Here is a 14,909-nt window from a genome sequence, read left to right on the forward strand (position 1 = left end):
AGTTAAAAAATTGCCTTCAAGCCGACCTTGTGTCGGCTTTCTTTTGCTTCTTTTGCCACCCACCCATAAAATTACTAAACAGTTTAATAACACAACAATAGATGTTTATATTACAATGATTTATATCTAAGAAACTGTGAAGAGAAATAAATGTCGCGAGAAATAAAAACTTCAGATAAAGATATCGATTTCGGCATTTTAAATAACCTAGTGGGTTATCGCCTAAGACGAGCACAGATGAATTTTTTCAACAAATTTTCCGAAGTCTGTTCAGACTTAGGCATCAGTCCAGGCTTATTTGCTGTTATTGCTATTGTGGAACGCAACCCGGGATTAACTCAGACTGCCGTTGCACAAGCCCTCGGCAATGATAGATCAGCTATGGTGGCTGCGGTTGATAAGCTGGAACAAATGAAAGTGATTGAGCGTCGCCCAGCAAAAAATGATCGACGCTCCTATGCTCTGTTCATGACCAATCAAGGTGAAGACTTCTTCAAAACCATAAGCGAGCGGGTGATGGAGCACGAGCAAGCCATGGCCAACCGTCTAGAAGACGACAAAGAAGTACGCTGGCTCTTAAACACCCTAGACGTATTAGCAAAAGATTAGCCAATACAAATCAAATAAGAAGGGCTTGTAATCGACAAGCCCTTCTTACAATAGTTACTAAAGAAAATTAGTCCGTGGAAAACTGATTGGCAAACTGACTCACGGCATCGACAACTCGCTTAGCCCCATCCTGAATTTCTACAATGACCTCACCTGCTTCATTGGAGAGGGATAAACCTTGTTCTGCTTGTTCCTTGCCTTTATTGATCAAAGAGACCGCGTTTTCGGCTAAGGTTTGGTTTTTCTCTACCACTCCGACAATCTCTTCCGTGGCTTCACTGGTTCGAGAGGCTAATTGACGCACTTCATCTGCCACCACAGCAAAGCCTCGTCCTTGCTCACCGGCACGCGCTGCTTCAATGGCCGCATTTAAGGCCAGCAGGTTAGTTTGATCGGCAATTCCGCGAATACTTTGGATAATGGAACCCACCAACTGAGACTGCTTATCCAATTCCGAAATACCCTCTGCAGCTTGCGCCATTTGATCCGATAATTGGTGCATAACCTCCACTGTATCCTTCACCACCTGACTGCCTTTTCTCGCGGTATTGTCCGTCTGCTGAGACGTGGTATAAGCAATGTCTGCCGCTTCTGAAACCGCCATTTCACGGTTGACTACATCTGTGATAATGGAGGCAAACTTGACCACCTTATAAAAATTGCCATGCACGTCCGATATTGGATTATAAGAAGCTTCCAACCATACCGTGTTGCCATGGCTATCAATACGTTTGAATCGTCCAGTTGAGAATTGACCTTGTGCTAAGCGTTTCCAGAATAACGCATATTCCTCTTTTTCGGTTTCGGCAGGGTCACAAAACATTCGGTGATGCTTACCCTTGATTTGATCCAAGGAGTATCCCATCCCTTGAAGAAACAGATCATTAGCGGTCAAAATGTGTCCGGTCAAATCAAATTCAATGACTGCGGTAGACCGCTGTAGAGCCGAGATGATGTTTTCATCTTCACGAGATTTAGTAATGGTGCGAGTGAGGTCATTACAATATAGAGAGAAATATAAAACTTTCTTTTCGGCATTGAATATTGGTTGAAATATGCCCCGCAGCCAAGCTTTCTCACCATCTTCTTTTTCTAACTCAATGGCCCCCACCCAGTGTTTTGCCTCTTGTATTGCTTTATTAAGCGCATGAAAATGGCCAGTATCACGAGCATAGTGAGGTGTTAACTCGGCAATGGTTTTACCTATAAAATAACTTTCCGATGACGACAACTCTGTTACAAGTCCTTGATTTACTTTATTAATTTTACCATCCGGGTTTAAAATCATGACCAGCATTTCTTGATCGAGACTGTCTTTAATCTGGCTCAATGCATGCAGCTTAGCCTCAATCTGCACCATGTCGTTTTTCAAACTCGTGTTAAACATGTCCAATCTCCCTTAACACTTTGTCAATCAACTGTTAATTCAGATTAGTCGTTAATCGAGGTTCTCGCTATGTGATTTATTTTTTCTACAATTTGTGCTGTTTCCATTTCAAGCTGGACGAGGAATGTCGCAGCCAATATATCGGCTAAACACGCCGACAGCAGAGACTCGTCTGTTTGCTGCTTAAGGCGCTGCTCAAACTGCCCTGCCATACCAGAAACGCCCAATAAGCCCATGGTCAAGCAGGCTCCTTTTAGACTGTGTAAGGCTTCTTTCGTCGCCTCTATATCTGCTTTTTGCGCTGCTGCTTGGATATTCTCTATCAAGAATTTTGCTTCGCTTTCAAAACCATTGATGACACTTAAATACAAGTCTGTACTACCACCAAAACGTTCTAAAATACTGTCGACACTTTCATGCTCAACGCTGGCGATGTCACCACTCACCTCTCCATTTGTGCTAGCAGCTTGAGAAAGTAATGTGTCAGGTGACGCTGTCCTAGCAAAGGGCGCTTCTTCATTTGATCTTTCTTCATTAAAGGCTTTATGATGCGGCACAAAAGCCAAAATACAGCGAATGATTTCCTCAATATCCAATGGCTTACCGAGATGATCATTCATACCAGCAGCAAGACAAGCTTGACGATCATCGACAGACACATTGGCGGTCATTGCAATGATGGGTAAACTGGCAAAACGATCATCCATTCGAATTTCCCGAGTCGCTTCGAGACCATCAACATCGGGCATTTGCATATCCATCAAGACCGCATCGTATTGATTTGTGGTCTGTCCCAACACTTTGGCAACGCCTTCTGCACCACCTTCTGCAACATCCACTTGCGCCCCTTCCATGGTTAATAATTCGGTGGCGACCTGTCGATTAAACTCATTATCTTCCACTAACAATAAATGTAAGCCTGCGAGTGATTTGACACTGTCAGTAGCACGAGAGGAATAAGTCTCCCTGCTTTGATGAGTAAGACTTTGATAGACAGTTTCGGATAGGCGACTCAAAGTCACTGGTTTTAATAACTGCATTGTTGAGTCATCCAACCCTTGCTGCCCAGCCTGTATTGCATTCACTAAGAGGATGGCATTGGGCACTTTAAAGTCTTCGCCCATGGTTTGATAAAATGCCAGCAATTGTCGGCGCGAAGTATCATTGAGTAACTTGCCATCCAATAACAGAATATCAAATGCTTTACCTTCATTATGAGCTCGAGCTAACGCTTGCTGAACGCCATCCAAATCATCCGCTTTAGCCAACTGCCATCCTAAATTATGCGCCATTCTAGCGAGGATAATTTGGGAGGCGAGATTACTCTCTGCCACCAACACCTTGATGTCTCTTGCCACAATGTTAGACAAAGAATTCTTGTCTTGATCCATTCCATCTGCAATAGGCAAACCAATACTAAAATAAAAACGGCTCCCTTCACCTAACCTACTATCAACCAAGAGTTCACTGCCCATGAGTTCGACAAATCGACGACAAATAACCAGACCCAACCCTGTTCCGCCAAAGCGACGCGTCGTCGACGACTCTGCCTGTGAGAAGACGTCAAAAATGGACTCTAAGTTTTCTTGTGAAATACCAATACCCGTATCTTTAACCGCAATGGCTAGGTTAGCTGTTTGAGTATCTGAGATGTTACATTTGATTTCTAAAGTGATGCTGCCTTGCTGAGTAAATTTGATTGCATTGCTCAATAGATTAATCAGCACTTGCAGTAAACGCAGCTTGTCCCCTATCAAAAAGGCGGGGATGTCTTTATCAATATCAAATATCAACTCCACATTTTCCGCTAAAACGCTTCCGGAAAGTACGGTTGATAATTCACAAAGCAGTTCTTCTAAGTCAAAAGGCGCTTGCTCCAACTCTAATTTACCGGCATCAACCTTAGAAAAATCCAGCACATCATTGATTAAGCCGAGCAGGGATTTCGCTGAAATTTGCGCTTTATTGATGTAATCATCCTGCTGTTCTGTAAGAGGAGTACGTTTTACCAATTGCAACATGCCTAAAATGGCGTTCATTGGAGTACGAATTTCATGGCTCATATTGGCAAGAAAGCTGGATTTCGCAGCACTGGCGGCATCCGCTTCGTCTTTGGCATGGCGTAACCAAGTTTCCAGTTCACGCTCCGTGGTAATGTCTTGATTGACTCCAGTTAATCGTAATGTATTTCCTTGCTCATCTTTTTCTATATAAGCACCAGCTTGAATGTAGCGCACTGTGTCATCAGGTAAGACGATACGAAAAACATCATTGTAAAGTTTGCTGTTGCGTACCGACTGATAAAAATGGTTTAAGGTGTTTTCTCTGTCTTCTGGATGCAACCTGGCCTGCCAAGCTTGCAGGCTGATACCTTCTTCTTTCATACTGCGAGGGTAGCGATAAATGTCGTACATCATATCGCTCCATTCCAAGCTATCCTGCTCCACGTCCCAACTCCACACCCCAAGTTGCGCAACTTCAGCAGCAATCAACAATTGATCTCGTGCCGCCATCAGTGCCTGTTGAGTACGCTTTTGCTCAGAAATATCCATCGCCATGCCCAAAAACCCTATGGAATCACCACGACTGTTTTTCATCTGAGTAATCACAAGAGATACCGGCATACGGGAGCCATTTTTATGCACATAGGTCCATTCTTGGCTGTGATAATTTTTTTGCTTGGCTTTAAAAATTAAGACTTCCATAGGATCAGACAAATAGACGCCAAATTCCTCAAAAATAGCGGCTCGCTGTTCATCCAATTCAGCGCTAGTATGGAACTCAGTTGGCGTCTTCTGGCCCAACATTTCTTCAGCACGATAGCCCAGCATCCTTTCTGCACCCTTATTGAATAAGGTAATTTCACCTGCCACATTGGTCGCTATAATGGAGATTTCAGAAGAGGCTTGCAGAACATCTTTGAGCAGTAAATTCAACTCTTCTAATTCGGAAGTACGCGCTTTCACTTGATCTTCCAGACTGATGTTTAACTCACGAATTTTTGCTTCGGCTTTTTTATGTTCGGATATGTCACGTACACTCTGTGAAATACCAACGATCTTCTGATTGGCATCAAAAATAGGCGATATGGTCAGCGATACAGGAATTTGCGAACCCAATTTGGTTTTTATCTTGCTCTCTAAAGACATGGCTTGTTTATGATGCCGCACCTGTTGAAAAGCGCTTTCCTCTTCATAACAAAGGTCTTCTGGTACCAAAATAGATAAAGCAGTTTGACCAATCACCTCCTCTGCTTGATACCCAAAGATGTGCTCTGCGCCTTTATTCCAGCTGTGGATAACACCTTCCAAGTTTAAACCTATGATGCCATCGGCCGAGCTTTCTACTACAGCAGCAAGACGAGACTGGTGCGCCACGACTTCTTGACGCCTAGCCAAATTAATGCGCACTACGGCCACAATAATGGCCGCTAAAAAGGTAATTAATCCACCAAAAATCGAGAATAATATCGGATCAGTGAGACGTAAGTCTTGAATAAAAGCAGGAGTGACGCGCAGTCGGCTTTGCCACTGACGACCATAAATCTCCTCAGTAGCATAAAAAATGTCACCTTCTAACCCCTTCTCACCATTGTTAAAGAAGCACACCTGGTCATCCAAGTCCGTAATATCGTACAATTCAAATTGAATCTTATCTTGATCAATTTTCAGTCCTGATAACACATCTTCCATAATCAGCGGTGCATAACTCCAACCGAAGCCCTCGGCATTGCGTTCTTTAATGGCACTTGGTATCTGACCACTTCGATAAATTGGCATAAGAATCAATACCGATTGCAAGGTCTTGCCACTGGCTTGTACTAACGTAATAGGACCCGTTAGCCTTACTTCCCCCTCGTAAATGGCCGATAACGCCGCCTCTCTGCGATTGACTTCTGACGCTATGTCCAAACCAATAGCCTGCTGGTTAGGAGCTACTGGTTCCACAAATTCAATGATAAAACGCTCAGTAACATGAGGTGAAAGCGCTTTTACGCTAAAATCAGGCCAACTGGTCTGTTGAATACGCTGAACATAATTGGCTTCTTGCTCTTGCGAGACGCGGCGGATAAAACCAAATCCATTGGCTCCTGGAAATTCTTCATCAATATCCCGAGTTATGCTGTAACGGTAAAAAATATCTCTATTGATCCCTAATTCACCCGCTGTTAACACCACACCTCTAACCCCTCGCAAACCGTATTGGTAAAGCTGAATACGCGTCCTCACCTGCTGCAAAAGGGAGTTAGCTGCTTGCTGAGCAGATTGATGAATAATACGCTGATTAGATAAGTGTACTTGGTAAGTAATATAGAGGCTGACCAGGCAGCCCAACAGTAGAGTGATGAATACCCAAGAATTAAAAACCGTTCTGACAGGGGTCGAATGCACGTTTGCCTCCGGGCAAATTTCCTCAATAGACTCACATACCACTATTGAGAGATCCGTTAATAATCTAAATCAATAAAGCAATTTTAGTCGATATTCGCCTTGCTCTTCACCTTCTTAAACCTAAGGAAGGTGCGAATAAGTCTTCTGAACATCAGTCTTATCAGAGAAATGGCCTATCAAGGCAAGAGTGAGCAGGAATGTTAATACCTTTCAATCACTCTTAACACAGAGAGGCCGTTTCTCTGAAAGACCCGAAGGAGACCTACATGGATGTAGGGCATTAGGGCAGCGCAGGAGCTTGCTGCCGAGCGTGGGTTAAGCTCTCTTTATTCTTTGTTAAGCTTCTTGCCAATATGCTTATATTGGACAGCGAAACTTGCCTCGAATAAAAGAGAGTTATCCACACGCTGAAGTCAGTGGACTTGTTCGTACCTTCCCTAACTTCAATAAAATAATTCACTATTTTTTGCGTTTCCTCTTACTGAGAAAATGCAGCGAATCCTCTTCAAAGTATAAATATTGTTTATAAAAGATTGCCTTAAATCAACAAAATCTCCTGCAACCCCCAACAAAGACATTTTTTACGCTATAACCATAGGATAAGCCCACCTCTTACCAAAAGGAATTCCGTTATGAAAGTCGCCGTATTCTCATGCAAACCCTATGATAAACGCACCTTAAATGAATTCATTGCAGATAAGGATCTAGAAATGAATTTTTTTGAGAGCCGTTTAAGTGAAGAAACCGTCAGTTTGGTAAAAGGTTTTGATGCCGTATCCTGTTTTGTCAATGATGACGTTAATGCCAAGGTCATACAGCAACTCAAACAACAAGGTGTAAACACCATCGCCTTACGTTGTGCAGGATTTAATAACGTAGATTTAGCCGCCGCAAAACAACAAGGCGTCAGTGTTTTCCATGTACCAGACTATAGCCCAACGTCGGTAGCTGAACATGCTGTTGCGCTAATCATGGCGCTAAATCGTAAAACACATCGCGCTTATCATAGGGTCAAAGAAGGTAACTTTGCCTTGGAAGGATTACTCGGCTTCAATTTAGAAGGCAAAACGGTGGGCTGCATTGGAACAGGTCGTATTGGTGCCGCATTTTGCCATATCATGAAAGGCTTTGGCTGCCGAGTCATCTGTTATGACATATACCCTTCCGATACACTTATTGAGATGGGTTGCGCCTATGTGTCATTAAACGAGCTATATCAGCAAAGTGACATCATTAGCTTACACTGTCCATTAACCGAATCCACTCACCATCTGATAGACAACCAAAGTCTGAGCAAAATGAAAGACGGTGTCATGATCATCAATACCAGCCGTGGTGCTTTGGTGCATGCTCAAGAAGCCATCGACGCCTTATACAGTGGTAAAATTGGCTATTTAGGGTTGGATGTCTACGAACAAGAGAACAAAATTTTCTTTGAAGATATGTCTTCACACATTATACAAGACAGTGTTTTTCAGCTCATGCTGACCTTTCCTAATGTTGTCGTGACAGGACATCAAGGTTATTTCACTGACGTCGCCTTAAACCATATTGCACAAACCACCGTAGAGAACTTAGAACAGAGCCAACAAACTAACCCACAGCAACGACGACTGGCTTAAGGAAGACTTATTCACACCTTCCTAAACCTTTTTCGCATATTAATTGCACACTGAGGTTTTACATATAAGATCAACAAATTGTCACACTACTAACGTATAATCTTGGCTCATAATGGAGATATATTGGAGTAAGGCATAATGAATTTGGATCAAACTACTCAAGATACTTTAATCAACATTTTGCGTCGTACTGGACAAGAAGTGGTTATGCCTTATTTTCGTCAACTTGATAGTAATCATGTTCAACAGAAAACCAGCCGCAGTGACTTAGTCACCATTGCTGATCAAGCCAGTGAAGACTTCATTAGTAAAGAGATTCGCCGCTGCTTTCCAAACTGGGCCATTGTCGGTGAAGAAGCCGTGGCGGCAGATCCAAGTGTCACAGATCACATTGCCCGTGCAGATGTCTGTGTCATTATCGATCCCATTGATGGCACTTGGAACTTCGCTCACGGTTTATCTGATTTTGGCATTATTCTCGCTGTCGTCGTCAAAGGCGTAACCCGTTTTGGCATCTTATATGATCCCGTCAATGACGACTGGGTATACGCTAATCTTGGCGAAGGTGCTTACTATCAGGCAACCGATTTAAAGGAACGGGGAACCTATTTTGCCCCTGAAAAACCACCCATTAAGCTAGAGATCAGCCAAGACATGCCTCTGGAACAACAAGCCGGCATCATGTCGATTCATTCTTATCAAGGTGCAAGAAAGCAAGAGTATGCCATTAAAGCGACCCGCTTTGCGCGCATCAACAACCTACCTTCTTGTCCTGCTTATCGACAACTGGCTCTTGGGCATTTTCAATTCACTCTTACCTACAAAATGATGCCGTGGGATCATGCTGCAGGCGTACTCATCTTCACCGAAGCCGGCGGCGTATGTCGTCTATTTAGTGGTGAAGAATATCATCCCAGCATGTTGGATGGCGAAATGCTGGCAGCCCAATCCGAAGCAGACTGGCAAGCCTTAGCAGCGCATTTTAGACAATAAAGCCACCTGTTGCTCAATCAACTTAATCACCAAGAATTCTGCTTAAAATACTGGCTAAGGAAGTCAATCAGGGCTCTGACTTTGGGAGAAAGGTGTTTTCGCGACGAATAGAGTGCGTAAATGGTTAAGTCTTTGGGACGCCATTGCGGCAATACCTGACACAATTCACCACGCTGTAAGTAAGGATTGACCAAATAAGTTGGCTGCATGGCAATGCCCATTCCCAATAAACAGGCATGTAACAAGGCGGAGGTTTCGTTGCAAGTTAAACGACAATGAGTCTCAACCGACACCAAGGTTTTATCAAATGACGGCGTGGTAAAGGAAGCATCCTGATCATTAGATTGGTTACTCGAAAGATGCCAAATCGTCTGTTCAAAATTCTTGTAGCCCAAGCAATCGTGATGCCTTAAATCGTCTGGCGACAGAATTAACCTTTTATCTGCTTGAGTAAGATATTCAGGCGAGGCCACCAGCACAGATTCACATTGCGCAATCGGTTTGCCAATGAGTGCAGGGTCCGGATTAGAAGCAATACGCAAGGTCAGATCAATACGCCTTTCCACTAAATCTGCGGTCGAGTCGGCTAGATCCACATCCACTTCAAGGTTTGGATGCAACGCCATGAATTCCTTCAGGGCCGGCATTAACTGGGCGTAGCCAAATGACATGCTGGTAGCAACACGAATCACCCCGGTTAATTCATCGCTTTGTTCCGCAAGGTTGGATAATCTCTCAGCCTGTTGATACCAAGACTTTATTTCCTCTAAATAAGTTTCACCATCACTGGTCAGCGACACTTGTCTTGTCGTGCGATGCAGTAAACGTCGCTGCAGCCAAGTCTCTACAGTATCCACATAGCGGGTTACCATGGGACGGGACATAGCTAAGCGTTCCGCCGTTTTAGTGAAACTGCGGGTTTCCGTTACATCAATAAAGACTTTCGCCGCTAATACTCTATCCATCAAACTACTCTATCCATCAAACTACTCTATAGATCCAACTATTACCCTGCTAATCCGCTTATGACTATTAGGCTGATTTTACCTGCACATTATAAGAAATAATTTAGATCATTTTTAATTATTTTTTAGCACTAATCAAACGAGTAAACTCAAGCAAATATCTTTTTTTAAAGGGCACAAAATGCATAACATTCATTATTTTTTTGATCCTATGTGTGGCTGGTGTTACGCCGCTTCGCCTCTGCTACAAAAACTGGCTCAATCCGATCAATTCGACATTCACTATTACCCTGGCGGTATGATTCCAAAACGAGCCATAGACCCGGGCTTTCGACAACACATAGTGCAAGCGGATCAGCGTATTGCCAGCCTCTCCAAGGTAGAGTTTGGCAAGAAATACCAACAAAGAGTCACAGCTAACGGAGAATTTATTCTGGATTCGTATTTAACAACGCAAGCTTTTTGGGCAGGTCAAACACTTGGCATTAATGCACATGATATGCTTCAACATCTGCAACAAGCCCACTACATTGAGGGTATGCCGCTTCATCAAGAAGATCATTTACAAGCCTTCGCTGCGCAATTAGGAATAGAAGAATCGACTTGGCAAGCTGCTATGCAACAAGTGAAAAAGGATTCCTTAAAGAATATTCAGGACAATCAACAACGCATGAGTACTTGGCAAGTATCCGGTTTCCCGACTCTATTTTTACAGCAAAAGGATAGGTTAATACGCCTGCAGCATAGCCAATATTATGGTCAACCCGATGCTTTTATGGCGCATTTAACAGCACAGCTTGATCACCAATAAGGTTCATAATTCCTGACTCTTTTCAAATAAACAAACCTTTGTTTATAAATACAGGCCACTTGTTCACAAAAAAGCCCTCAGCATAGCTAAGGGCTTTATGATATTCCCTGTTCATAACACCTTATTCAAACCTGCATCATAAGGTCCATGCAAAGGTCAAGGTGCCATAACGCAAATATTTATCTATTTCGCGATCTCCGTCATTACCATTGATGGAAAACGGCGTATTAATGGCAAAAGCTAAAGAAGTCTCTCCCCATGAGTAACTTAGCCCTGTTGAGAAAGTGCTGATTGCGTGATCATAATCAATCGAGCGACTGTCACGGAAAGTATTACCATCCATAATGATTTGATTGAAGTCGTAACTGAACAAGGCACCAGCAAACACAAACCACCCGTGATCAATGGCGATCGGATTCGAAATACGATCACGGGACAATAAAACACTAGCAAAGGAGTTCTCCATTCGGCTACCGTAACGCCAAATTACCCCAGTATCAACACTACTTCTAATGGTGCCAACAGACACACCGCCCCCCATAAGTAGATCCATCTTACCGTCATCTGACACCCAAGTACGCCAATTACGACTTCTTGAAATCATGAACACAGGCTCATTTTTCAACTGAGTATCCCAGCCTTTTGGGTCTTGAGCTGAAATGATTTTATGTATGGCTTTTTGAGTTTGTTTGCCCAAGGCCAAAGGTCCAACCACGCCTAACGTGGTACTGATTTTATCCGCATGATCAGCACTCACCGAAATATAAGTGTTGGTATAAGTTAATAACCCGGCATAAGGAAAAGTACCTTCGGGAGGATTGGTCTGTGTTAAATCGTTGGGTGTCATCAAGGTTTGACTAATGCTATGTACCTTTATTCTTGTTAAAGAAAAGCCATTAGGCATGCTCCACATAAAAGGTTTTACCAACACATTAGGATCAGCAGAGGAGCTGGGAGTATCGTCGACTTCATAAGAAGATACAAAGAGACCGTTGGTATAGCCATTGTCTTCATTGACAAAAAAATCATTATCCAATGTGACAGACATCAAATCGACTTGCGCCTGTAAAGGCAGAGCATAAAAAGCACCCATGACGAACAAAATAGCAATGAACACACGTCCTAGTGAATATTTAAAAAGTGAGGACAAAAATGAGGTTTGCGGTTGATGAATCATGATGGTAATTCAAGGCACCTTTATTATATAAGAAAAATCTTATTATATAGAAATCCTGATAAATCACGATATTCTGCCTTATTACTTCTTGGGTCTTGCCTAAAGCTTCCTAACAACTTGCGCAATTCATAAAAAAAGCCTTGTCTGTGAAGTGACAAGGCTTTTTTTTATCATTTCTAGAGGTTCTAGCGTGACACCAACATGGCCACCCCCATGCCACCACCAATGCATAAGGTGGCTAGACCTTTTTTCGCGTCTTGTCGGGACATCTGATGCAGTAATGTCACCAAAACCCGACAACCAGAAGCGCCAATTGGGTGACCTAACGCAATAGCACCACCATTTACATTGACCTTACTGACGTCCAAACCCAACTCTTTATTAACGCATAAAGCTTGCACTGCAAAGGCTTCATTGGCTTCAATCAAATCCAAATCAGACACTTGCCAATGCATTTTCTCTAATACTTTTTGGGTCGCAGCAATGGGACCAGTCCCCATGATTTCAGGATCAACACCCGCACTACTGGCTGCTTCAATCACAGCTAAAACGGGCAAACCTAATCGCTTTGCTTCTTCGTCTGATGTTACTACCACCATAGCTGCGCCATCATTCAAAGTAGAAGCATTGCCCGCCGTAACCGTACCTTCCTTATTAAAAGCAGGACGTAACTTTGCCAAAGACGCCAAACTTGTGTCCGGACGCGGCTGCTCATCTTGCTCTACGATTATTGGGTCACCCTTACGTTGTGGTATACAAAGAGGAATAATTTCTTCGACAAAAAGACCTGCCTCAATCGCTTGGCTTGCTTTTTGTTGCGATTGAAAAGCAAAAGAATCTTGCTCATCGCGGTTGATATGCCAGCGATCAGCAATATTTTCTGCGGTTTGCCCCATATGATAATCTTGGAAGGCATCCCATAGACCGTCGGTTACCATGGTGTCCAATAATGACCAATCGCCCATTTTTTTACCGTTTCGGCTGTTTGGTAATACATGAGCGGCCTGACTCATACTTTCTTGCCCACCAGCAAGCACCATAGCAGACTCACCGGACAGGACAGATTGTGCTGCCAATTGCACCGCTTTTAATCCAGAACCACAGACTTTATTAATGGTCATCGCGCTAACATGTTTCGGGAGACCTGCATAAATAGCGGTTTGACGTGCAGGGTTTTGACCACATCCAGCAGTGAGCACCTGACCTAAAATCACTTCTTCAATATGCTCTTGTAATGTAGGCTGTTTTGCCAACATACCTTGTAATAACTGAGTACCAATTTGCACCGCACTCAATGACGATAAAGCGCCATTAAAGGCACCTATTGGGGTTCTTGCTGCAGCAACAATAACAGCTTTCATGCCTATAACTCCTCAACTGCTTATTTTTCTTACCCAAATGTTAATTGTCTGGGTCATGAGCGAGATTTATTGTGTCAATACGAGTTTTGTATACTAGAAAACAAAGCACACATTTTCAGTCAATTGTTACTTTGTATCATATATCCACATAACAATATCAAATAAAACACGCATTATGAAATAAATATAATGCATACCTTTATTCTGCAAACTGCATTTCAGGCACATACTCAGGTATCATCAGCTTACCAGCCGTCTTTGCTTGAATTTCCTCCACCGACACACCTGGAGCACGCTCTTTAAGCACAAAGGCACCGTTTTCAATTTCAATCCAAGCTAAATCCGTTAATACCTTTTTAATACAAGCTTGACCAGTAAGGGGTAAAGTGCAATTCGTCAACAGCTTAGATTCCCCAGCTTTAGAGGCATGTGTCATGGTGACAATAATATTTTCCGCACCTGCTACCAAATCCATGGCCCCCCCCATCCCTTTGATCAACTTATTTGGAATAATCCAAGAAGCAATGTTGCCATTCACATCCACTTCAAACGCTCCCAATACCGTAAGGTCTACATGCCCACCTCGAATCATGGCAAAAGATTCAGCGGAGGAAAAAATGGATGCTCCTTTTACCGCAGTAACCGTTTGCTTACCGGCATTAATCATATCTGCATCAATCGCGTCTTCCGTTGGAAATGCCCCCATGCCTAATAAACCATTTTCTGATTGCAACATGACTTCCATATTATCCGGCACATGATTCGCCACTAGAGTTGGGATACCGATTCCCAAATTCACATAGAAACCGTCTTCCAACTCTTGCGCCACACGCTGCGCCATTTGATCTCTCGTTAAAGCCATTTTACTTTCTCCCGCCTAATAATCAGTTGCTTGTCGTTGTACGTTGTTCGATACGCTTCTCAAATTGCCCTAAAATTACACGGTCCACATAAATACCAGGAGTGTGAATCTGTGCTGGGTCCAACTCTCCAACAGGTACAATTTCCTCGACTTCAACAACGGTGATTTTTCCAGCAGTCGCCGCTAACGGATTAAAATTTTGTGCCGTATGGCGATAGATAACATTACCGTAGGCATCGGCTTTCCACCCTTTCACAATGGCAAAATCCCCAGTTATGGCTTCTTCTAGTAAGTATTCTCGATTGTGAAAATATTTCGTTTCTTTGCCTTCCGCGACAGGTGTCCCGACACCAGTCGCCGTATAAAAGGCAGGGATACCAGCGCCACCGGCACGCATTTTTTCAGCCAAAGTACCTTGTGGTGTCAGCTCAACTTCCAACTCTCCTGCTAATAGCTGTTGTTCAAATAAGGCATTCTCACCAACATAGGAAGAAATCATTTTCCGAACTTGCTTGTCTTCCAACAATACCCCCAAGCCAAAACCGTCTACGCCACAATTATTAGAGACGATTGTGAGATCTTTCACGCCTTTGCGCTTAATTTCTTCAATCAAATTTTCGGCTATGCCACACAAACCAAAACCACCAGCAAGCACCGTCATACCATCTTGCAACCCTGACAAGGCTTCAGCATAAGAAGTAACCAGTTTATTAAAACCTGCCATGACCTTT

At 43.2% G+C, this 14,909-nt stretch carries 11 protein-coding genes; 4 read left to right on the forward strand and 7 right to left on the reverse strand.

All coding sequences use genetic code 11. The features are described 5' to 3' along the window. Nucleotides 1–150: 150 nt before the first annotated feature. Nucleotides 151–609, forward strand: a complete 459-nt coding sequence (locus tag ABXS85_RS06330; protein ID WP_353669196.1) for a MarR family transcriptional regulator — start codon at nucleotides 151–153, stop codon at nucleotides 607–609. Nucleotides 610–676: 67 nt separating this feature from the next. Here the strand turns inward: ABXS85_RS06330 and ABXS85_RS06335 are convergent, their stop codons facing one another. Both ABXS85_RS06335 and ABXS85_RS06340 read right to left on the reverse strand, forming a co-directional pair. Then, nucleotides 677–1,996 (reverse strand): methyl-accepting chemotaxis protein, encoded by a 1,320-nt coding sequence (locus ABXS85_RS06335; RefSeq protein ID WP_353669197.1) that lies wholly within the window; start codon nucleotides 1,994–1,996, stop codon nucleotides 677–679. Nucleotides 1,997–2,040: 44 nt separating this feature from the next. Continuing rightward, nucleotides 2,041–6,387 (reverse strand): CHASE domain-containing protein, encoded by a 4,347-nt coding sequence (locus ABXS85_RS06340; protein ID WP_353669198.1) that lies wholly within the window; start codon nucleotides 6,385–6,387, stop codon nucleotides 2,041–2,043. Nucleotides 6,388–7,019: 632 nt separating this feature from the next. Between ABXS85_RS06340 and ABXS85_RS06345 the strand changes: the two genes are divergently transcribed. After that, nucleotides 7,020–8,009: a 2-hydroxyacid dehydrogenase gene (locus tag ABXS85_RS06345; RefSeq protein WP_353669199.1), complete on the forward strand. Its 990-nt coding sequence runs from the start codon at nucleotides 7,020–7,022 to the stop codon at nucleotides 8,007–8,009. A gap of 138 nt (nucleotides 8,010–8,147) precedes the next feature. Then, nucleotides 8,148–9,002 (forward strand): inositol monophosphatase, encoded by an 855-nt coding sequence (locus ABXS85_RS06350; protein WP_353669200.1) that lies wholly within the window; start codon nucleotides 8,148–8,150, stop codon nucleotides 9,000–9,002. 26 nt (nucleotides 9,003–9,028) lie between these two features. Here the strand turns inward: ABXS85_RS06350 and ABXS85_RS06355 are convergent, their stop codons facing one another. After that, nucleotides 9,029–9,967, reverse strand: coding sequence for a LysR family transcriptional regulator (locus tag ABXS85_RS06355; protein ID WP_353669201.1), 939 nt, complete (start codon nucleotides 9,965–9,967; stop codon nucleotides 9,029–9,031). Between the two features lie 181 nt (nucleotides 9,968–10,148). Here ABXS85_RS06355 and ABXS85_RS06360 point away from each other — a divergent pair, with 181 nt between their 5' ends. Next, nucleotides 10,149–10,778 carry a DsbA family protein gene (locus ABXS85_RS06360; RefSeq protein ID WP_353669202.1) on the forward strand — a complete coding sequence of 210 codons (630 nt, stop codon included), beginning with the start codon at nucleotides 10,149–10,151 and terminating at the stop codon, nucleotides 10,776–10,778. A gap of 136 nt (nucleotides 10,779–10,914) precedes the next feature. Here the strand turns inward: ABXS85_RS06360 and ABXS85_RS06365 are convergent, their stop codons facing one another. The 4 genes from ABXS85_RS06365 to ABXS85_RS06380 all read right to left on the reverse strand — a co-directional run bounded on the left by ABXS85_RS06365 (nucleotide 10,915) and on the right by ABXS85_RS06380 (nucleotide 14,902). Continuing rightward, nucleotides 10,915–11,955 carry a lipid A deacylase LpxR family protein gene (locus ABXS85_RS06365; protein ID WP_353669203.1) on the reverse strand — a complete coding sequence of 347 codons (1,041 nt, stop codon included), beginning with the start codon at nucleotides 11,953–11,955 and terminating at the stop codon, nucleotides 10,915–10,917. 185 nt (nucleotides 11,956–12,140) lie between these two features. Then, nucleotides 12,141–13,316, reverse strand: a complete 1,176-nt coding sequence (locus ABXS85_RS06370; protein ID WP_353669204.1) for an acetyl-CoA C-acetyltransferase — start codon at nucleotides 13,314–13,316, stop codon at nucleotides 12,141–12,143. A gap of 199 nt (nucleotides 13,317–13,515) precedes the next feature. Beyond that, on the reverse strand, nucleotides 13,516–14,178 hold the full coding sequence (locus ABXS85_RS06375; RefSeq protein WP_353669205.1) for a 3-oxoacid CoA-transferase subunit B: 663 nt from the start codon (nucleotides 14,176–14,178) through the stop codon (nucleotides 13,516–13,518). A gap of 22 nt (nucleotides 14,179–14,200) precedes the next feature. After that, nucleotides 14,201–14,902 carry a CoA transferase subunit A gene (locus ABXS85_RS06380; protein WP_353669206.1) on the reverse strand — a complete coding sequence of 234 codons (702 nt, stop codon included), beginning with the start codon at nucleotides 14,900–14,902 and terminating at the stop codon, nucleotides 14,201–14,203. Nucleotides 14,903–14,909 lie beyond the last annotated feature (7 nt).

The sequence above is a fragment of the Marinomonas sp. THO17 genome (assembly GCF_040436405.1).
Taxonomy (GTDB): domain Bacteria; phylum Pseudomonadota; class Gammaproteobacteria; order Pseudomonadales; family Marinomonadaceae; genus Marinomonas.

Excerpts from the sequence above, each read along its gene's own strand:
- ABXS85_RS06330 (WP_353669196.1), top strand. The coding sequence starts at position 151 with ATGTCGCGAGAAATAAAAACTTCAGATAAAGATATCGATTTCGGCATT.
- ABXS85_RS06335 (WP_353669197.1), bottom strand. The coding sequence starts at position 1,996 with ATGTTTAACACGAGTTTGAAAAACGACATGGTGCAGATTGAGGCTAAG.
- ABXS85_RS06345 (WP_353669199.1), top strand. The coding sequence starts at position 7,020 with ATGAAAGTCGCCGTATTCTCATGCAAACCCTATGATAAACGCACCTTA.
- ABXS85_RS06350 (WP_353669200.1), top strand. The coding sequence starts at position 8,148 with ATGAATTTGGATCAAACTACTCAAGATACTTTAATCAACATTTTGCGT.
- ABXS85_RS06355 (WP_353669201.1), bottom strand. The coding sequence starts at position 9,967 with ATGGATAGAGTATTAGCGGCGAAAGTCTTTATTGATGTAACGGAAACC.
- ABXS85_RS06360 (WP_353669202.1), top strand. The coding sequence starts at position 10,149 with ATGCATAACATTCATTATTTTTTTGATCCTATGTGTGGCTGGTGTTAC.
- ABXS85_RS06365 (WP_353669203.1), bottom strand. The coding sequence starts at position 11,955 with ATGATTCATCAACCGCAAACCTCATTTTTGTCCTCACTTTTTAAATAT.
- ABXS85_RS06370 (WP_353669204.1), bottom strand. The coding sequence starts at position 13,316 with ATGAAAGCTGTTATTGTTGCTGCAGCAAGAACCCCAATAGGTGCCTTT.
- ABXS85_RS06375 (WP_353669205.1), bottom strand. The coding sequence starts at position 14,178 with ATGGCTTTAACGAGAGATCAAATGGCGCAGCGTGTGGCGCAAGAGTTG.
- ABXS85_RS06380 (WP_353669206.1), bottom strand. The coding sequence starts at position 14,902 with ATGGCAGGTTTTAATAAACTGGTTACTTCTTATGCTGAAGCCTTGTCA.